The organism is Streptomyces sp. NPDC005963, from assembly GCF_040638655.1.
Classification (GTDB): Bacteria; Actinomycetota; Actinomycetes; order Streptomycetales; family Streptomycetaceae; genus Streptomyces.
Genome location: NZ_JBEXVD010000001.1, coordinates 131,771 through 150,893 on the forward strand (window position 1 = coordinate 131,771; position 19,123 = coordinate 150,893).

17 protein-coding genes and 2 pseudogenes are annotated in these 19,123 nt (G+C 69.0%); 7 read left to right on the forward strand and 12 right to left on the reverse strand.

The window, feature by feature from the left end; all coding sequences use genetic code 11:
- Positions 1-93: 93 nt before the first annotated feature.
- Positions 94-1,044 (reverse strand): DUF3048 domain-containing protein, encoded by a 951-nt coding sequence (locus tag ABZ348_RS00445; protein WP_358927769.1) that lies wholly within the window; start codon positions 1,042-1,044, stop codon positions 94-96.
- A gap of 226 nt (positions 1,045-1,270) precedes the next feature.
- Positions 1,271-2,068 (reverse strand): annotated as a pseudogene (locus ABZ348_RS00450) (alpha/beta hydrolase); the annotation flags it as partial.
- A gap of 35 nt (positions 2,069-2,103) precedes the next feature.
- Between ABZ348_RS00450 and ABZ348_RS00455 the strand changes: the two are divergent.
- A pseudogene (locus ABZ348_RS00455) lies at positions 2,104-2,274 on the forward strand (helix-turn-helix domain-containing protein); the annotation flags it as partial.
- A gap of 142 nt (positions 2,275-2,416) precedes the next feature.
- On the forward strand, positions 2,417-3,226 hold the full coding sequence (locus ABZ348_RS00460; protein ID WP_358927771.1) for a phosphotransferase: 810 nt from the start codon (positions 2,417-2,419) through the stop codon (positions 3,224-3,226).
- Positions 3,227-3,403: 177 nt separating this feature from the next.
- On the opposite strand, the gene ABZ348_RS00465 is transcribed toward ABZ348_RS00460, so the two are convergent.
- Positions 3,404-4,129: a hypothetical protein gene (locus ABZ348_RS00465; RefSeq protein ID WP_358927773.1), complete on the reverse strand. Its 726-nt coding sequence runs from the start codon at positions 4,127-4,129 to the stop codon at positions 3,404-3,406.
- A gap of 338 nt (positions 4,130-4,467) precedes the next feature.
- Between ABZ348_RS00465 and ABZ348_RS00470 the strand changes: the two genes are divergently transcribed.
- Positions 4,468-4,689: a hypothetical protein gene (locus tag ABZ348_RS00470; RefSeq protein WP_358927774.1), complete on the forward strand. Its 222-nt coding sequence runs from the start codon at positions 4,468-4,470 to the stop codon at positions 4,687-4,689.
- 101 nt (positions 4,690-4,790) lie between these two features.
- On the forward strand, positions 4,791-5,798 hold the full coding sequence (locus tag ABZ348_RS00475) for a sporulation protein (RefSeq protein ID WP_358928767.1): 1,008 nt from the start codon (positions 4,791-4,793) through the stop codon (positions 5,796-5,798).
- Between the two features lie 81 nt (positions 5,799-5,879).
- Here ABZ348_RS00475 and ABZ348_RS00480 read toward each other — a convergent pair whose 3' ends face one another.
- Entirely contained in the window at positions 5,880-6,266 is a 387-nt protein-coding gene (locus ABZ348_RS00480) for a metalloregulator ArsR/SmtB family transcription factor (RefSeq protein WP_358927776.1), read from the reverse strand.
- A gap of 96 nt (positions 6,267-6,362) precedes the next feature.
- Between ABZ348_RS00480 and ABZ348_RS00485 the strand changes: the two genes are divergently transcribed.
- The 3 genes from ABZ348_RS00485 (at position 6,363) to ABZ348_RS00495 (ending at position 10,371) form a co-directional block, all read left to right on the forward strand.
- Positions 6,363-8,345 carry a heavy metal translocating P-type ATPase gene (locus ABZ348_RS00485; RefSeq protein ID WP_358927778.1) on the forward strand — a complete coding sequence of 661 codons (1,983 nt, stop codon included), beginning with the start codon at positions 6,363-6,365 and terminating at the stop codon, positions 8,343-8,345.
- A 185-nt stretch (positions 8,346-8,530) separates the two neighbouring features.
- Positions 8,531-8,881 carry a metalloregulator ArsR/SmtB family transcription factor gene (locus ABZ348_RS00490; protein ID WP_358927780.1) on the forward strand — a complete coding sequence of 117 codons (351 nt, stop codon included), beginning with the start codon at positions 8,531-8,533 and terminating at the stop codon, positions 8,879-8,881.
- A 122-nt stretch (positions 8,882-9,003) separates the two neighbouring features.
- A complete protein-coding gene (locus tag ABZ348_RS00495) occupies positions 9,004-10,371 on the forward strand; it encodes an MFS transporter (RefSeq protein ID WP_358927782.1) in 1,368 nt (455 codons plus the stop codon).
- 20 nt (positions 10,372-10,391) lie between these two features.
- On the opposite strand, the gene ABZ348_RS00500 is transcribed toward ABZ348_RS00495, so the two are convergent.
- From ABZ348_RS00500 to ABZ348_RS00535, 8 genes are all read right to left on the reverse strand, one after another.
- On the reverse strand, positions 10,392-11,327 hold the full coding sequence (locus tag ABZ348_RS00500; RefSeq protein ID WP_358927784.1) for a M56 family metallopeptidase: 936 nt from the start codon (positions 11,325-11,327) through the stop codon (positions 10,392-10,394).
- 4 nt (positions 11,328-11,331) lie between these two features.
- Positions 11,332-11,736: a BlaI/MecI/CopY family transcriptional regulator gene (locus ABZ348_RS00505; protein WP_358927786.1), complete on the reverse strand. Its 405-nt coding sequence runs from the start codon at positions 11,734-11,736 to the stop codon at positions 11,332-11,334.
- Positions 11,737-11,839: 103 nt separating this feature from the next.
- Positions 11,840-13,021, reverse strand: a complete 1,182-nt coding sequence (locus ABZ348_RS00510; RefSeq protein ID WP_358927788.1) for an MFS transporter — start codon at positions 13,019-13,021, stop codon at positions 11,840-11,842.
- A gap of 124 nt (positions 13,022-13,145) precedes the next feature.
- Positions 13,146-13,916, reverse strand: a complete 771-nt coding sequence (locus ABZ348_RS00515) for an ATP-binding cassette domain-containing protein (RefSeq protein ID WP_358927790.1) — start codon at positions 13,914-13,916, stop codon at positions 13,146-13,148.
- Complete coding sequence (locus ABZ348_RS00520; RefSeq protein ID WP_358927792.1) at positions 13,916-15,751, reverse strand: branched-chain amino acid ABC transporter ATP-binding protein/permease; 1,836 nt, start codon at positions 15,749-15,751, stop codon at positions 13,916-13,918. Before ABZ348_RS00520 ends, ABZ348_RS00515 begins: the two co-directional genes overlap by 1 nt.
- Positions 15,748-16,632 (reverse strand): branched-chain amino acid ABC transporter permease, encoded by an 885-nt coding sequence (locus tag ABZ348_RS00525; protein WP_358927794.1) that lies wholly within the window; start codon positions 16,630-16,632, stop codon positions 15,748-15,750. The genes ABZ348_RS00520 and ABZ348_RS00525 overlap by 4 nt, the downstream gene beginning before the upstream one ends.
- Positions 16,629-17,864 (reverse strand): amino acid ABC transporter substrate-binding protein, encoded by a 1,236-nt coding sequence (locus ABZ348_RS00530; protein WP_358927796.1) that lies wholly within the window; start codon positions 17,862-17,864, stop codon positions 16,629-16,631. The genes ABZ348_RS00525 and ABZ348_RS00530 overlap by 4 nt, the downstream gene beginning before the upstream one ends.
- Positions 17,865-18,236: 372 nt before the next feature.
- Positions 18,237-19,097, reverse strand: a complete 861-nt coding sequence (locus tag ABZ348_RS00535; protein WP_358927798.1) for an enoyl-CoA hydratase/isomerase family protein — start codon at positions 19,095-19,097, stop codon at positions 18,237-18,239.
- Between the last annotated feature and the right edge of the window lie 26 nt (positions 19,098-19,123).

The following is a 19,123-nucleotide window of genomic DNA, read 5'->3' on the forward strand; positions in this document are numbered from 1 at the left end:
GAGGAGCGCCACTCCGCAGCCACGACCCGCCCGGATGCCCAACGAAGCCCGACGCGGACGGACCACTCTTCCATCGGTGAAGCGGCACACGTCTCAGCGCGCCACGAGCATCACCCACACCGGCCCGTTCGCGACGTTCAATGCATCACCGTCAGGCGTGGTGAAGGTGGTTCCACCACGGGCCGATGCGCGCTTCCACTCCCCCGCATACGCCCGTCCGTCGCGCAGGACTTCGGCGCTGCCGGACCCGATGGTCACGGTCAGCGGGGAATTGTTGCCCATGAAGTCCTGGAACTGGGACTCCTTGATCTCCACCCGCTGGACGACGACGGTGGCAGCGGTCAGCGCCTTACCGTCCGGTTCGGCTGCCCGGCGGCCGTCCATCGCGATCTGCCAACGGTCCTGTTCGGAGGACCAGGTGAAGGTGAACCGGGCGCTGGGGAAACGGACGGTGCGTTCGGCGACCGGTTCGCCGCCGTCCGGCGGCGGACCCGTACGGAATCCGGCCCGCTCCAGGGCCTTCGCACCGGCCGTGTCGTCCTGCACCCGCTGCGGCCGTACGTACAGGTTGTACGGAGCAGTGCGTTCCGGCTCGCGGACGAAGGCGCCGGCCGGGGCACTACCCGGAGTCACGGGCCGCAAGGGCGCCGCTTCGATCAGCGGGAGGAGTTTCGACTGTGCGCCGGAGAACACCAGCGTCGGGTTGGGGAACTGGGCCAGGAGTTCAAGGTCGGACTCCCGGGCGCTGCGCACCGGTCCCACGGTGTCCGGGAGCCGGGTCGCATACAGGGCCATCAGCCGGCTCAACCCCGCCTCGACCTGCTCCGCGTACACGACGTCCGCCGCGTTCAGCCCGGTCTGCGGACGGGCCTGTGGAGCGTTGTCGATCTTCACCGCGAGCACCGGCCCCGGTCCCGTGGACAGGGTGGCCGATTCTTCGGGTGAGGTCCCCGAATCGTCGGAGCACCCGCTCAGCAGGGTGGCGAGCACCACGGCGAGTACGGAGCCGAGTGCCGCGTGCCGCGTTCTGGCCGACCGTTCCATCTGACTGCACCCCCGGAGACGAGCGTGGGTCCCACCGTACGTCCGCCGGGGAGGTCCGACCTCCCGGGTGGTTCCTTCGGGTCAGCCGGTGCGGCGGCGGGCGGCGTCTGTGGTCCGCACGGCCCGGATCCCGCCTGAGCCGTACCGTCCGTTCAGGCCGACTGTTCGAACACGCAATCGTGTGGTGACCGAGTTGGTCCGGTGGCCGATGGCCCCACACGGCCTGTCAGGACGACGGCAGGTGTCGGGAGAAGAACGTGAGCAGTTCGTGACGCACCGCCGGCACCGACCGCGCCGGATCGATCGGCCCGACCAGCTTGTTCCGATCGTCGGCGGTCATCAGTCCGGCCGCCTCCAACTGGGGCGCCATGGTGCCGTAGTCGGTGAACACCCAGTGCATGGCGTCGTTGAGCTCTCGCCTCCGCGTGCTGCGTCCGGAGCGCGCGAGCAAGGCCGACCAGGAGCGATCCAACCGTGGATCGCGGAAGCCGTCGGTCCCGAAGAGCAGCAAGGGCCGGTCCACACCGTGTCGGGCGACCGGGAGCAGTTCACCGTCCCGGCCGGGTCCGCGCGACGGATGGTCCAGATGCCCCTCAAGGTTGACCGCCGCGGTGATGCGACCGTCCTCGTACATCGTCTGGGCGGCTGTCGTCCCACCCGCCGAGTGGCCGTACATCCCCACACCTCGCAGATCCAGGGCACGGCCGAGGTGTTCGGGCAGCGGGCGGGCGTGCGCATCGGGGTTCCGGCCGGCCGCCAGAACCGTCAGCTGGTCCAGTACGAACCGTGCGTCCGCAACACGCGTTTCGATCATCGTGCGGAAGATCTGCGGGTCCTCGGGAGTTCCCGGCATTTCGTACGTCCGTACCCTCCCGTCGGGAAACTCGACCGCACCGGTTTCGCCGGGGTGATCGATGGTCACCACCATGTGTCCGCGGCTGGCCAGCTCTTCGGCCGTGCCCGTGCCGGTGGTACGCGGGTCACCGCCGCCGGGGGTGTACAGCAGAACCGGGCGACCGGCCGGGTGCGCCGCTGCTCCCTGGTGCGCGTGGGTAGGAGCACACCACCGGCGAACTCGCCCGACTCCTGGGCGTCAGCAACGCCACCGTCTCGGCCCATACCGGCGCGCTGCGCAGCGCCGGTCTGATCACCACGGTCCGCGCCGGGCGGGCGGTCCTGCACCGGCGAACTGCTCTGGGAGGTCTGTTGGTCCAAGGAGGGCCTAGGTAAGGATATGACTCCCGGCTGGACGCACCGGGGTTCGCCGATCGTTCTCACCCGAGAACCCTCCAGGAGTGAGCGAGTGGGACGGTGACGCTCTCTGCTACCCCGACAACGACCGCTACTCAGGGCTGATCCGGAAGGAGTCTTCATGACGACACCAGAGCAGATGGACGAAGAGGTGCTGGTCGGTGGCGGGGTGAACCACGTCGTGCGGGTCGGCTCGACGGTTCGACGGCCTGTGGGAGCGTGGACCGGAGCGGTCCACGCGCTGCTCGACCATCTGTGGGCAGCGGGCTTCACCGGTGCCCCACGAGCCCACGGCTACGATGCAGACGGCCGGGAAGTCCTCGACTTCATCCCGGGTGGTGTCGCCGACCACCCGCTGTCGGACCGTGTGCGATCGGACGCGACCTTGCATGCCGTGGCCGTGATGTTGCGCGAGTACCATGACGCCACCGTCTCCTTCACACCCGCGGCGGACGCCAGCTGGTACTTTCCGGTCCGCGAGCCGGCCGAGGTGATCTGCCACGGCGATGTCGCTCCCTACAACTGCGTCTTTCTCGACGGACGTCCGGTGGCGTTCATCGACTTCGACACCGCTCACCCCGGCCCGCGCATCTGGGACCTCGCCCATGCCGCCTATCGGTTCGTTCCCCTGACGGATCCGGCCAACGGCGACCTCACCCTGCCCGTCGAGGAACAGGCCCGTCGACTGGGACTCTTCGCGGACGCCTATCGGCTCGACGACGGGGGTCGCGTTGCGCTGACCGATGCGGTGCAGGAGCGTCTGGCACATCTGGTCCGCCATATGCACACACAGGCGGACGCCGGCTCCACCGCGTTCGCCGGACACATCGCTGCCGGGCACGACTCCCTTTACCGTACCGACGCGGCGCACATCGCCCGTCATGCGACGACCTTCACGGCGGTGTTGGTGCGAACCCCTCCGTCACAGTGATCCGGCGGTGTTCGGTCCGTGACCATTATGACCAGCAACGCCGGACACCGCCCCTCCGGAACGGTACGAACCACCAGGAGAGCGCTTCTCGTCGTTGGAGCACGCTCGTCCAGCTCAAAGAGCGTTGTCAGGGTTGCGTGAGTCAACACCCGTGCACCTACCGGGCGGGCGGCGCGGTTATGCGTCCCTCGTTCGCGCGGGTCGCCCCTTCTTGCCTTGCTCGGGGTGTAGCTGCACGTACAACGCTGAGGACTCGAAGGGAAACTCGACATAGGCGTCTCCGGCGAAACACTGGGTCGCATGTCGGCGCATCCGGGGCCCGTATGTCCCGTGGTCGATCAACTCCGTGTAGCTCTCCGTCTCGACCCGGTCCAGGAGACCAACCATGTCGGCGAGATGGACGTCGAGGCCCGGATACATCAGCCCCAGGTACGGCATGTCGTCGACATCGAGGGCCAACACGGGGTATTCGCCTTCCGTGTCCGGCTCGGTGACGGCCAGGATCCGTCTGGAGTCCGACCCGCCGGGCAGAAGAAAACACTCGGAGAGGTGCTCCGCCAACCACGCGAACTCCGCGCCCCACACCTCCCCCATCTCGTCCCCCACCAACTCATCGAGCGGCCGTGGCGCGAAATCGCCGTCCGGGGTGAACCACTCGTGGCGCTCCAACAGGCTGGTGTCGAAGGCCAGCCAGGCCCGCAGACTGGGCGGAAGCGGGCGCCCGGAGGGGAACACGGCCTTGGCGAGCGCGTCTTCCGCCATGGGTCTGGCGCGGGCGCCCTCCACCCAGGGGATATCCCGGTAGGACAGCACGGACGCACCAGGATCTCGCCGCACCATCTCGATGACTCGTTCCGTCAACGCCACTCCGTGCACGGAGCTTCCCGCCCCCTCGATCGTCATGGCCCGGACGTTAGCAATCCCCACTGACAGTCGATGGCCCCGGTTGCCGAAGGCGTGGACAGCACCGCGCCGTTGGGGAGGGCAGTTGCCCGGAACCGGGGTCGCCCCCACGGGCGCGCCTATCGATTTTCGGACAATCGCCGCCACCCGCCGAGGCATGCCTCCCTCCGCTCATTCCTCCTCCTATGCTTCTACAGTCGTGTAGAAATGAGCGAGGGCGGGTTGTTCGCAGCCGCCCCCGATGGTGTGACGCGCGCCCCGGGCCGCACCCTCTCCAGGGGGCGGCGGCGGGCATCAGTTGCACGCCTCCATCCGTCCGTGTGCCCTGGGAGGGCTTCGTGGCTTCGATCGATCTGGACAAAGTGCTGGACAAGGCGTGGGCGGACAAAGGTCTGCCAGAGATTCTCGGCGCCCCCGTCTCCGCCCTGCGAGGGGTCTCCGACCGGGACGGAGACCTACTCCTAGAGGCGTTCGGCGTGCGGACCGTCGCCGATCTGGCCGATCTGAAGTACGCGCGATGGGCGCAGGCCCTCGCCGCGCTCGACACAACCGTCAAGTAGCCACCGCGTCGGGACGGTGCCCGCGGGACAGCGGGCACCGTCCCGACGCGCGGACATCGCATCGCACAGTTGGATCGCACAGATAGGGAGTGGACTCCACAATGGTGTTCAAACGACTGCTCGGCTCGCTCGGCGTGGGCGGCCCCACCGTCGACACGGTGTTGGATTCCGGTACTCCGGTGCCCGGGGGCAGCCTGACCGGTCAGGTTCACCTCAAGGGTGGAAACGCCGACACCACGATCGAGAGGATCGCCCTGGAGTTGGTGGCCCAGGTCGAGGCCGAGGCGGACGGCGAAGAGCACGAAGGGGCGGTGACCTTCGAGCGGTTCCCCGTGAGTGGTGGCTTCCGCCTCACTGCGGGGCAGCAGCTCGACCTGCCCTTCCGGGTGGCGCTGCCGTGGGAGACCCCGGTCACCACGCTCCATGGTCAGAGCCTCGGCATCGTGCTCGGCGTGCGTACCGAGTTGGCCGTGTCGGGGGCCAAGGACAGGGGCGATCTGGATCCGCTGGCGGTGGGGCCCCTACCTGCGCAGCAGGCCATTCTGGAAGCGTTGGGACGGCTCGGATTCGGATTCGCGTCGGCGGACCTGGAGTACGGACGCATCGGCGGCACGGGGCAACGGCTGCCCTTCTACCAGGAGATCGAGTTGACCCCGGCTCCGCAGTACGCGTACGCCATGCAGGAGCTCGAAGTGACCTTCCTGGCCCATCCGGGCGGTATGGAGGTCGTCCTGGAGGCCGACAAACCGGCAGGGCTCTTCTCCTCGGGTCATGAGGCCCTCACCCGCTTCGAGGTCAGCCACAGGGAGAGCTCCGGACGGGACTTGACCGCCGAGGTCGACGGCTGGATCCGTCAGTTGGTCGCATCCCTCGGCACCAGAACCGGTCGCACGGCATACGCATCGGCGGACTCCGTGGACGGGCGCCCGCACGGGGTGGTTCACCAGGGATATGGGGAGCGCCGTACGGGGCCAGGAGCGGGAACCGCCGTCGCAGCGGGGGCCGCCGGACTGGCGGTCGGGGTCGCGGGCGGACTGGTGGCCGCCGAAGTCATCGACGAGGTGGGCGACTTCTTCGAGGGAGACGGAGAGAGCTCCGAGGAGGGCTGACCACGGCTCGGCAAGTCGCCTCCTCGGCATCACCCGCGGCAGGACACGTGCGCCTCAGCCCGGTCGAGCCGGCTCGGGCCCTCATCGTCGCGCTTCGACCGCTGTCGGTTCAGCGGGCGCATCGCGTAGCCCGAGTCTCAGGTGCTCCACGTGATAGAGGGCCTGGTCGAGGAGTTCGGCGACGTGGTGGTCGTAGAGGGCGTAGACGATCGAACGGCCGCGACGTTCGCCGGTGACCAGGCCGAGGTTGCGCAAGAGGCGGAGTTGGTGGGAGCAGGCGGAGTGTTCCATGCCGACCGCGTCGGCGAGATCACCGACCGAGCAGGGGCCTTCCTGGAGGCGAGCCAGGATGTAGAGGCGGGAGGGCGTCGCCAACGCCTGGAGCGTGGCGGCCACGTCCGACACGCCCGCTGCGTCGAGGCGCTCGCGGGCGGTGGCAGTGCTCTTGTCGGCGGCTCCATGACCCATGGTGTCCATCTTACCGACAACACATGAAGACATATTCATGTGTACATGTATTCTGAGTTGTGTCGCCGCCCTCCTGCCCCGAAGGGTTCCTCCGTCATGCCCTCTGCCGTGGCCCAACGCCCCGAAAACCCCGCACCAACCGCAGCACCGGGACCGTCCGTACGCCGTACGCGAGTGTTCGCACTGGCGGAGGCACGTTGGGCCGCAGCCGCTCTCGCCCTCTTCCTCCTCGCCCTGCCGTTGCAACTGACAGGAGCCCCGGCGTGGATCTGGGGGCCGCTGTACGGACTCGCGTACATCGCAGGCGGCTGGGAGCCCGCATGGTCGGGAGTGTGCGCGCTCAAACAGAAGACGCTCGATGTCGATCTGCTGATGATCGTGGCCGCCCTGGGTGCGGTCGCAATCGGACAGGTCATGGACGGCGCACTGCTCATCGTCATCTTCGCGACCTCCGGCGCACTGGAGGCGCTGGCCACCGCGCGCACCCAGGACTCGGTGCTCGGCCTGCTCGACCTCGCCCCCAGTAGCGCGACCCGGATCCTCGACGACGGCAGCGGCGAGGAGAGGGTGCCGACCACGGACTTGAGGGTCGGGGACCGCGTTCTGGTCCGGCCCGGAGAGCGGGTCGGCGCGGACGGCCGGGTGGTTGCGGGGACCAGCGAGGTGAACCAGGCGACCATCACCGGAGAGCCGCTCCCCGCGCCGAAGCAGGCGGGTGACGAGGTCTTCGCCGGCACGTTGAACGGTACGGGCTCCTTGCGGGTGAGGGTTGAACGCAGCGCCGGCGAGTTCGTCATCGCCCGGATCGTGGCCATGGTCGCGGAGGCTTCCCGGACAAAGGCACCCACCCAGTTGTTCATCGAGAAGGTCGAACAGCGTTACTCGATGGGCATCGTGGTGGCGACACTGGCCGTGTTCGGGATTCCGCTGGCGTTCGGCGAGGATCCCGCGGACTCCCTGTTGCGGGCCATGACCTTCATGATCGTCGCTTCGCCCTGCGCGGTGGTGTTGGCCACGATGCCGCCGCTCCTGTCGGCCATCGCCACTGCGGGGAGGCACGGAGTGCTGGTGAAGTCGGCCGTCGTGATGGAGCGCCTCGGCCAGGTGGACACGGTTGCACTCGACAAGACCGGCACCCTGACCGAAGGCACTCCGCGCGTGGCCGTGGTCCATGCCCTGGAGGGCAGCGGTCTCGATGAGGACGGGCTGCTGGCTCTGGCTGCCGCCGTCGAACACCCCAGCGAGCATCCCTTGGCGCGGGCCGTCGTCGACGCCGCGCGCGAACGTCGTCTTGCCATCGCCGACGTGGACCGCTTCGCGTCGGCCCCCGGTGTGGGCGTGCGCGGATTCGTCGACGGCCTTCCGATCTCCGTCGGAACCCCTGCCCGGTTGCTGGGCTCGTCGACGCCGGCCCACGCCGCCGCGCTGGGCGTGGCCGAGGCGTGGGAGGACGAAGGCCGGACCGCGGTCGTCGTTCTGCGGGACGGAATCCCGATCGGGGTGTTGGGTGTCTCCGACCGATTGCGCCCGGACGCGGCTGCCACGGTCGCTTCCCTGACCGCGCTGACCGGCACCGCGCCGATCCTGTTGACCGGTGACAATCCACGAGCCGCTGCGCGGCTGGCCAAGGAGGCCGGCATCCACGACGTTCGTGCCGGTCTGCTGCCCGAGGACAAGGTCGCCGTCGTCCGGGAGCGGGAAGCAGCCGGCGGGCGGGTGTTGATCGTCGGCGACGGCGTCAACGACGCCCCCGCGCTGGCTGCTGCCCATACCGGCATCGCCATGGGTCGCGCCGGATCGGATCTCGCGCTGGAGACGGCCGACGCGGTCATCGTCCGCGATGAACTCGCCACGGTCCCGGCCGTGATCGCACTGTCCCGCGCCGCGCACAGACTGGTCGTGCAGAATCTGGTGATCGCGGGGGCGTTCATCTCGGTCCTGGTCCTCTGGGACCTCATCGGTCATCTGCCCTTGCCGCTGGGAGTGCTCGGGCACGAGGGCTCGACCGTCGTCGTCGGCCTCAACGGCCTGCGGTTGCTCCGGGATTCGGCCTGGCGCCGAGCCCTCTCGTCCGCGTGAGCACTGGGGGCGACCCAGCTTCGAGGTGCCGCGGGCACAACCCGTACGGGCTGCCCCTGCGCGGGTGTGGGCTCCGGTCACCGGCCGGGCACGACGACGGACGAGTCGCCCCTCCCCCTCGCATCGGGCTAAGTACCCGTGCGCGTGGACGCACCCGTGACCGGCGAACCGCCTACGATGTGGGCATGAGCACAGGCATGCACCTAGCAGGTGCGCATCATTCGCAGCAGCCGGACGAACGGCTTGACGTCGCCGCTTCCGTCCTGGCCCTGCTTGCCGACCGCACCCGGCTGGCCCTGCTGGAACGGCTCGGCCGGGGCGAAGCGGACGTCACCACGCTCACCCAGACCTGCGGTGCGGCGCGGCCGTCCGTGAGCCAGCACTTGGCCAAACTGCGTCTCGCCGGCCTGGTCACCGCACGCAAGGACGGACGCCATGTCGTCTACGCCCTGCGGCACGGGCATCTGCGCCGACTCGTGGACGAAGCGCTGAACGTCGCCGAACACCAGATCAGCGCCCTACCACCGCACGACTGACGGCCCAGGCGCAGCGTGGTGCCCGTAGCCCGCCCTTCTCCAATAGGTGCATAGGTGCGCACGCATTGGCTACGATAAGAGCGTCGCGCACCACACCGCCTCAGGGGACGGAAACGGAATCGATGCTGTCCGTGCTGCGCAATCGCACCTACCGCCATCTGTTCACCGCCCAGGTCATCGCCCTGGCGGGCACGGGTCTCGCCACCGTCGCCCTGGCACTGTTGGCGTACGACATCGCCGGGGCCGACGCCTCGGCGGTCCTCGGCACCGCGTTGGCGATCAAGATGGTCGCGTACGTGACGATCGCGCCTGTGGCGGGCGCTTTTGCCGACCGGGTGCCGCGGCGGGCCCTGTTGGTCTCGATGGACCTCGCTCGCGCCGGTGTAGCGTTGGTGCTGCCGTTCGTCATCGAGGTCTGGCAGATCCATCTGCTGGTGTTCCTTCTCCAATCGGCCTCGGCCGTCTTCACCCCGACCTTCCAGGCCACCATCCCCGAAGTGCTGCCCGACGAAGGCGACTACACCCGGGCCCTGTCGATGTCCCGGCTCGCCTATGACCTGGAGAGCCTGTTCAGCCCGGCGCTGGCCGCGGCCCTGCTGACGCTCGTCTCGTACAACTGGCTGTTCGCCGGTACCGGTGTCGCTCTGGCCGCCTCCGCCGCCCTCGTCGTCTCCGTCGTGCTGCCCGGGCCGCGTACCGTCGAGCGGACGGGCAAGGTCCATGCGAAGGCGGCCTTCGGGACCCGGTTGTTCCGGGCAACTCCCCGTCTGCGGGCGCTCCTCGCCCTCGATCTCGCGGTCGCCGCCGCCGGAGCCATCGTCTTCATCAACACCGTCGTCCTGGTGCGCGACCACTTCCAGCGCCCCGCCACCGCGGTCTCCCTCACCCTGGGCGCCTACGGCACGGGCTCCGTCCTGGCCGCCCTGGTCCTGCCACGGGTCCTGGGGCGCTTCAGCGACCGTACGGTGATGGTCACAGCGGCCTTCGTCCTCCCCGCTGCCCTCACGGCCGTGGTACCGATCGTCGCCATGGCGCCCGGCGGCTGGTCCTGGCCCGCGCTGCTCGCCACCTGGGCCGCGATCGGCGCAGCCTGCTCGGCCGTGCTGACCCCCGCAGGCCGGGTGATCCGTCGCTCGACGGCAGCCGCGGACCTGCCCGCGGCCTTCGCCGCACAGTTCTCGCTCTCCCACGGCTGTTGGCTGCTGACCTATCCCCTCGCCGGTTGGCTCGCCGCACACGCCGGCCTCCCGGTCACCGCCCTGGTCCTCGGGGTCATCGCGCTGGGTGGCGCAGCCGCCGCCGCCTCGCTCTGGCCCGTCCGTGACCCCGCCGAGCTCGAACACGTCCATCCCGATCTACCGGAGGACCATCCGCATCTCGTCAACGCACGTCCGTGTGACGGTGGTTGGCGACACGACCACCCCTATGTGATCGACCAACACCACCACCGCTGGCCCGGCAGGAGGACGACCGGTACCGCCGGCCGCTGATCCCCAGACGGTCCGTACTGCTACATGGGGGTCGCGGCCTTCAGGATGAAGAAGAGCGTGAAGGCCGAGTTCGCGGAGGACAGGGCGGAGGCCGTGGTGCCCACCGCAGCCGCCCAGGCGGCCAGGCCCGCCAGGGTGAAGACGGGCGGCCAGAGGCGCACCGCGGGGGCCGGCCTCAGCAGGGCGGCCACCCGGCGCGGAACCGGCCCTGCGGTGGCGAACCCCGCGATCGTGGCGAAGGGGGCTTCGCGCGTGACGAGGGCCGCCTTGCCGACGGCCCGCGCCACCGTGCGGCGGCTCCCGACGGCTTCGGCGGCGCTCTCGTCCGCCCACCGCTCGGCGGTGTAGGCAACGGCGGTGCGCAGGGGCCTCAGAAACGGGTTGGCACGGGCGGCGAGCCACACGACGAGGAGAAACCGGTGGTGCCGAGCGGCCAGATGGGCGCCCTCGTGTGCCAGGAGCGCGCGGCGCTCGGCTGGGGTGAGTTCGGCCAGCATCCCCGAGCTCACCACGATCCGGCCGGGTCGGCCCGGTAGCGCGTACGCATAGGGGGCGTCGTCGGGGAGCACCACGACCGGGTCCGGGCCGGGGGGAAGTTCGGCCAGCACCCGCTCCGCACGACGGCGCACACGATGGTGACGCCACCCCGTCCTCGTACAGGCGATGATCAGGGCCAGGAGTGCGGGGATGGAAGCCTTCCCCGCCAACTCGTCGTAGGGCACCGCGGCGCGGACCTCGGGGTCGGACCAGCCGTCCGGCAGTGGGTTGCCGGGGAGTTGGGCGGTCCCCACGACGACGAGCAGTGCGAGGCACAGGGTGCTGCAGACTGCCAGGACGCCCGCCACACCGGTCAGCAACCGGGTCGCGACGCGCGGGTGGAGGTGCTGTTCGGCCAGGCGTGCGATGGGCCAGGCGGTGAGCGGCAGCACCAGCGGCAGGAAGACGAAGACCCCCATGGGTTCAGTCTTCCTCTTCCCCTGCGCTCTGTGCCAGCAGGTCCCGCAGCAACCGTTCGTCGCCGGGTGAGAGCGCGGTGACGAAACTCGCCAGGACCGCTTCGCGGTCTCCCTCTTCGTCCAGCACGCGACGCATCCGCAAGGCGGCGAGTCCGGCTTCGTCCGTCGCCGGTGTCCATTGGAACGAGCGTCCGGCCCGGGCCCGGTTGACCACGCCCTTCGCGTGCAGCCGCGTCAGGATGGTGATCACCGTCGTGTACGCGAGGTCCCCGCCGAGGCTCTCTTGGACCCAGGCACCGTTCACCGGTTCGGTGGCCCGCCGCAGTGCGGTGAGGACCTGGGCTTCCAACTCGCCCTGGCCGCGTCGACGGGGGTGCTGATCGGCACCGCCGTTGTTCTGGTCCGTCATGCCCGTCAACCTCCCGCCTTGGAAACCCGCCGTGCGTTCCGCCTTCGGAACCTGCTGTGCGTTGGGGTGGGGCCATCGTACTGACGCACGGCATGGGAGTGCGTCACCCGCTCGGCCCTCCTTCCGGACGTCTCCAGTCGGCACGGCCCCGGGACGCGCAGACGCCGAGCACGAGGCAGAGCGCCGCCGCTCCCCAGTAGATGCCCGAGTAGCGGCCCGCCTCGGCGAGTTCGCCGACCGACACCGTACCCACCGCGCTGCCGAGGAAGAGAGCGCCCGCGAACAGCGAAACCACCAGGGAACGGGCCTCCGGCAACACCTCGGTGGCCCACGTCTGCAACGACGAGTGCATCGCCGCCCATGCGACTCCGAGCAGTGCTGCACCGGCGACGGCCACCGCGGGGGTACGGGAAACGGCGACCAGCACGCAGGCCAGGGTCGCCGCGACGGCACCGAGCACGATGAGGTGCGAGGTGGGGGTGCGGCGGGACAGCCGACCCACCAGCGGAGCCGCCAGAAGCACCGCGACGCCGTAGGCCGCCGTCACCGCGCCGGCCACGGTGGTGCTCGCTCCGGCCGCCTCGACCGCCGGCGGAATCAGGGTGAAGGCGCCGAGCAGGGCCGCTCCCTCGACGAACACCAGGAGCAGAACGAGACGGGCCGGCCTCGACCGCCACACCCTGCCCCACGAGACGCTCACGGGCTGTCCGGCCCGTGAGCGGGGTGGTTCGGGCAACCGGCGGAGGGCGATGGCGAGGAGCACCGCCATGGCGCCCGTCACCAGGAACGGGACCTTCCACGAGGTGTACTGCGCCAAGACCCCTGCGGATGCCGAGGCGAGCGCGGTGCCCACGGCGACGCCCGTCATCAGCCCGGCGATCTCCCGTTGGCGCAGCGGGGCCGGCACGGTGTCACCGAGGTAGATCAGTGCCGCGGGAATGGCCGCGCTGAAGCAGGCACCCGTCAGTCCGCGGGCCACGCCCCACGACCACGGGGACGTTGCGAACGTCCCCGCGACCGTGGCGACCGCGGCCAGCAGCAGCGTCAACCGCATCGTCCGCACCAATCCGATGCGATCGGACGCCAGCCCCCACACCGGTTGCATCAGACCGTAGGCCAGGAAGTAGACGCCCGCGGCGTTGACCACGGACACCAGCGAGGCGTCGAACTCGACGGCGATGGCGACCAGCATCGGTGGCATCGCAAACCGGTCGAAGGTGCTGACGAAGGCGGCGCTCCGCAACAACGACCCCGCACGGGCCGAGCGCGGCACCCGGCCGGTCACCCGGGAACCGCAGTGCCGACCGGCGTGCCCGCGGTCATCGATGCGGACCGGACGTCGAAGCCCCCGACGGCGGGCGGGTGATGCACCCGAGGGCCCGGCACTCCCCGTGGAGAAGGGCTGTTCATCAGGGGTGTTCCGCAGCCGGGCTCCCGGGCCCCTGAGCGCCGGTGGTCTCCGTCGTGGTGCCGGTGCCCCCGAAGTACATCCGTGCGAGGTCGGCGTCGGCGAGCAGTTCCCGGGTGGGGCGTTGGGCGACGACACGGCCGCTCTCCATGACGATGCCGTCGGTCGCCATCCGCATCCCGAAGCGGACGTTCTGTTCGACGATCAGGATCGTCTTGCCGCTGTCCCGCAGCAGGGTCACGGAGTCGTGGATGATTTGCAGCGCCTTGGGGTCGAGCCCGACGGACGGTTCGTCGAGCAGCAGGAGCACCGGATCGAGCATCAGGGACCGCGCGAATTCCACCAGTCGGCGTTGACCGCCGGACAGGTTGCCCGCCTTGTCCCCCGCCCGGTCGGCGACGATCGGAAAGAGCTCGGCCACCTGCTGGTAGCGCTTGCGGACCAGTGTGCGGTCCCGGCGGATGATGTATCCGCCGAGGAGGACGTTCTCTCGTACGGTCAGGTTGGGGAAGAGCGCATTGGCCTGCGGGACCTGGGAGACCCCGCAGCGCAGGATCTCCCCGGGGGCCGACTGGTCGATGCGTTTGTCCTGGAGGGTGACCTCGCCGAGCCGTGGGGTGAGCAGTCCGCTGACCGTTCGCAGCACGGTCGACTTGCCCGCCCCGTTGGGCCCGACGATGCAGGCCACGGCTCCCTTCTCGACGACGATGTCCACGCCTTGCAACACATCGCCCCCGCCGTACCCGGCCACCACGCCGCGCAATCGCAACATCACCGCACTCCTTCGGGTTCGGGCTGGTAGTCGTCGCCGAGGTACGCCTCAAGGACGGCCGGGTCGCGTTGGATCTCGTCGGGCGTTCCGGTCGCCATGGTGGCACCGCGCGCCAGGACGTGGACGGGGTCGCACAGGCCCATGATGAAGGGCATGTTGTGCTCGACGATGAGGAACGTCTTCCCGTAGGAATTGAGTTCGCGGATCATCTCCCCGATGCGCTCGATGAGTACGGGGTTGATACCGCCCGCCGGTTCGTCGAGCATGATCAACTTAGGGTCGAGCATCAGGATCTGCGCGAGTTCGACGAGCTTCTGCTGACCGTACGAGAGGGCTGCGGCCGGTTGGTCCTTGAAGGCGCGCATGCCGACGAACTCCAGGAGTTCTTCCGCGGCCTTGGCTTCGGGGCCACTGACCGCGATGCGACCGAGACCCCTGAGCGAGTGCGACCGCTGGGGGGCGACCACGTTCTCCAACACGGTCATGGCGGGGAAGAGCCGGGTGATCTGGAAGGTGCGTCCCAGGCCGCGGTGGGCCCGCTCCCAGGAGGGGAGCCCCTCGATGGGTGCGCCGTCGAAGAGGATCTGTCCGGCGTCGGGCGGGATGGTGTTGTCGATGAGGTTGAAGACCGTGGTCTTGCCCGAGCCGTTGGGGCCGATGAGTGCGGTGATCGAGCCCTCGGGGACGGAGAACGAGCATCCGTCCACGGCCTTGACGCCGCCGAAGTGTTTGACGAGTCCGCGCACCTCCAGCAGGGGCCGGGGGGTCTGTGCTCGGACGGTGGGCGTCCGGCTCGCGGTCAGGGAGGCCGGCAGGGTGCCACCGGCGGCGATGCGCGCTCCGACCAGTCCCGCCGTGCCGGCCTTGCGTCGCTTGTCCAGCAGCGACTTGAGGGAGGGGAGGATGCCCTGGGGCAGGAACATGACGACGAGCACCAGCAGCCCTCCGAAGAGCAGGAGTCGACTGTTGCCGCCGCCGAAGTCGTTGTTGGCCATCTCGTTGAGGGGTTCGACGATGAAGGCGCCGAGCACCGGTCCCCACAGGGTCGCCTTGCCGCCGATCAGGAGCGAGAGGACGATCTGGACGCTGATCAGGATGTTGAACATGCCGAGGGGGTCGATGAAGGTCAGGTAGTAGCCGTACACGGCCCCGGCCATGCCGACGAGCACGCTGCTGGCGGCGAACGCCAGGACCTTCTGCACCGGCAGGTTGATCCCGATGGTGGCGGCCCTGGTCTCGTCCTCCCGGATCGCGATGAGTCCCATGCCGAGTTTGGTGCGCCTGATCCACCAGGTCATCAGCAGTTGTACGGCGAGGATCGCCAGGAGGGCGTAGTAGAAGGGCCAGTTGATCAGGTCGGGGTCCCAGTCGGGCAGGGGCAGGGTGAGTCCGGCGGTGCTGTTGGTGAGGCTGCCCCAGTTGATCGCGACCACTTGGACGAGCGAGAGGAAGGCGACGGTAATGATCACGAACGACGGCCCGCGGGAGCGGAGGGACACCAGCCCGAGGAGTACCGCGACGGCCGCGGCGACCAGACCGGCGACGGGCACCCAGACCCAGGGCGTCACCGATTCGACCCTGGTCGCCAACACGCCGATTGTGTATCCGCCGAGCCCGATGAACGCGCCCTGGCCGAGGGACACGTAGCCGGCGAATCCGGTGATGAGGTTGAGCCCGCTCGCACCGACGGCGAAGACCAGCGACAAGATGATCATGTTCTGGTAATAGGCGTCGTCGGACAGGACGGGGAACAGCAGCAGTGCCAGACCCGCGATCGCGGGCAGCAGCCGCGCGATCCACACGGTGTACGCGGGCGGGGAAGTCGGCGTGGTCATGCGGTGCTCACATCCTGACGGAGGCGGGAACCCAGAAGGCCCTGGGGCCTGACGAGCAAGATGGCGAAGACGACGGCGTAGGGCACGGCGGTGGCCCAGGAGGTGGAGACGTAGGACGCGGTGAAGGTTTCCGCGAGCCCGAAGAGCACCGCACCGATCATGGCTCCGTTGAGACTGCCCATCCCGCCCAGTACCACGATGGCCAGGAGCCGGGCGATCCACGCGTAGTGGGAGCCGGCAACGAAGGGGTACAGCACTCCGGTGATCGCACCGCCGGCGCCCGCGGCAGAGATGCCCAACGCGAAGACGAGTGCGGCGACCGAGGCCACCTTGATCCCCACCAGCTCCGCGCCCGATGGGTTGACCGCGGCTGCGCGGATCGCACGGCCGAGCCAGGTCTTGGTGAGGATCAGTCCGAGTGCGGTGAGGACACCGACCGCGACCAGCCCCCCGTACAGCAGGGTCTTGGGCAGGAAGACGGAGCCGACGGTGAAGGACTCATCGGCGTAGCCGGGCCTGATCGCCATCGAGTTGTTGCCCCACACCATGCCCATGACGGCTTCGATGACGAGGGCGAGGCCGAAGGTCAGCAGTACGGTGGACGCCATGGGGGCGGTGCGGATCGGCCGGACGGTGACGGTGTAGGTGACCCAGCCGATCGCGAAGATCACCGGGGTGGTGATCAGGATGCCCAGCAGCGGATCGATGCCCAGTTCCGACCAGAGGGTGTAGGTCAGGAAGCCCGCGAGCACCAGAAACGCGCCGTGGGCGATGTTGATGACCCGCATGACCCCGAAGATGAGCGTGAGACCACTGGCGGTGAGGGCGTAGACACCGCCGAGGAGGGTGCCGAGGGCCAGGTTCTGGAGGAGTTCCGTCATCGTCCTGCACCTCCCGGTCGCCAGCCTTCGACGATGCGGTCGCTGGTGGCGACCTCCTTGGGCAGCACGACCTCGGTCTTGCCGTTCTGCCACTGCCCCACCAGGAACTCGCCCTTGGGGCTGCCGTCGGCGTTCCAGGAGAGCTCGCCCAGGATCGTCTCGACGGTGTTCTTGCGCAGCCAGTCGGCCAGTGCCAGTTGGTCGTCCATGCTGCCCATGCCTTGGGCGGCGGCTTCGAGGACCTGGCCTGCGGCGAAGGCGTCCGCGGCGTCTTCGGTCGGCTCCTGGCCGAACATGTCCTGGTACTCGGCGACGAACTCCGCGTTGCCCGGGGTCTTCGCCGCGGGGACGTGGCTGATCGCGTAGAGGATGCCTTCGGTGTTCTCGGCGCCGATGCCCTCGGCGTACTGGTGGCCCATCGAGGGGGCGGTGGTCTGGTAGAACCAGGGCGTGGTGACGTTCGCCTTGCGCATCGAGCGCACCAGTCCGACACCGTCCTCGAAGACGGCCCCCTGCACCACGAGATCGGGTTCTGCGGCCTTGATCCGGGTGACGATCGTGTCGAAGTTCTTGGTGTCGGGCGCATAGGTGGTCGAGTACACGGTTTTGATGCCCGCCTTCTCCAGGATCTTCCGGATGCCCTGGACATTGGGTTTGGCGAAGGGGTCGTCCAACACCGGGTAGGCCGCCGTCTCGGGGCGCTTGCCCTCGGGAAGACCGGCGATCCACTCCGCGAACGCGACGCCTTGCCGGTCGGCGGTTCCCTGCTGGCTGTAGATCAGGTACTTGAATCCCCGGTCGAACATCTCGGGCGACCCGCCGGCCGGCTCGACGAAGAGCATCTTGTTCCGTTCGGCCACCACCGACGCGGGCAGGTTCAACAGCGAGGAGAAGCTGCCCAGCAGGAGATCGACCTTGTCCCGGCTGATGAGGGCGTTGTAGTCGGCGACCACGGTGTTCTGGTTGGAGGAGTCGTCCTTGACGACGAGCTTCACCTGGCGCCCCAAGAGGCCGCCCCGTTCGTTCACCGTTGCCTGCCAGACCTCGTACCCGCGCTTGGCTTCGGTACCGGGCTGGGAGAACTGGCCGGTCAGCGGCAGGGAGGTGCCCACCAGGAGCGGCGAGTCACCGTCCTGTGCGGAGGGGCCACCACCGCAAGCGCTGGCGACCAGTGTGACGGCGGCGGCGAGCGCGACCGTGGTCCATCGGATTCTTCGTGGGTTCCGCCTCATGGGGCCTCCCGGATCACCATGGTGTGCATCGGTGCGGTATGTCCTGTCACGGGGGTGGGAGGGGGGAAGGAGCGGCTCAATGCCCCACCACCGGTGGGTTTCGCTGGGTATCTGCGGCTCGAACAGCGAAGGGGGCTGCTGGGCTGGCAGGGCCCTGGCCGTATCGCCGGACTACGGACGGGCCGGGGCCTGCGAGCGCCTCCGCGGTGCGGGGCGGGACGTTCTGGCGCTTGGCTGCGGCAACGGCGGTCGGCGGCGTGCGCCGGCTCACCGACCTCGGGCGATGAGGCCGGTGGCATGCCCGTGGGAGGTGTGGCTCAACTCGTGCGGTACGTAGGGTACGTACGGTTCCTGTGGCTCGTGCGCGGGCGGTCAGTCGAAGGGGGTGCGGCGGCCCTCCCGTACGTAGTTGCCGGTGCCCGAGATGTGTTCGTTGCTGTGTACCGCCTTGCCCTTGGCGAGGTGGCCGAACATCTGGATGCCGAACCCGCCGTCGAGGTCGTCCAGGATGCGCTTCTTCCAGGGGCGGCGGACGATCTGGGTGGTCAGACGGCGAATGGTGCGCGGCTGGGTCATGATGTGGTCGGCGATGGTGTAGGCACGGTCGACGAGTTGGTCGGCCGGGAGGACCTCATTGACCATCCCGTACTCCAGTGCGGTGCGGGCGTCGAAGGATTCACCGGTGAGCAGGGCGTACGCCGCGCGTTTGACGCCGAGGAGTTCCTGGAAGGCGTTGTGGATCCCGTCGCCCGGTACCGAGCTGATGCCGTAGTGCAGATCGTAGATGTGCGCGTCCTCGGCCATCAGCGTCAGATCGCACATCAGGAGCACCTCGGAGTGGTACCCGTCGCCGTTGAACAGACCGATGGTGGGTATCTCAAGGTCGTTCACCATGGCGCTGACGTTGATGCGGCCGTCCTTGTAGGCGTACTCGTAGGCCCAGTACTCCAGGTCCTCCTCCTCCAACTCGAAGCCCGTGGGGTCCGAACCCATCATCCAGTCGCGGCCGGTCCCGGTCAGGATGAGCACTTCGTTCTGCGGGTCGGCGCCCACGGTCTTGAGGAACTGACCGAGGGCCCGATGGTTCTGTACGTTGAGTTGGACCGAGTCCCCCCGGGTGTGGGCTCGTGCCAGGAGCACGCCGTCCTCTCGACGGTCGAGGGTGAAGAAGTCCTTGAAGAAATCCTTGTACTCGTCGAACTGTGGCGTGGGCAGGAACTCCTGCAACGACATGTCGCTACCTCCGTTGCACATGCGGG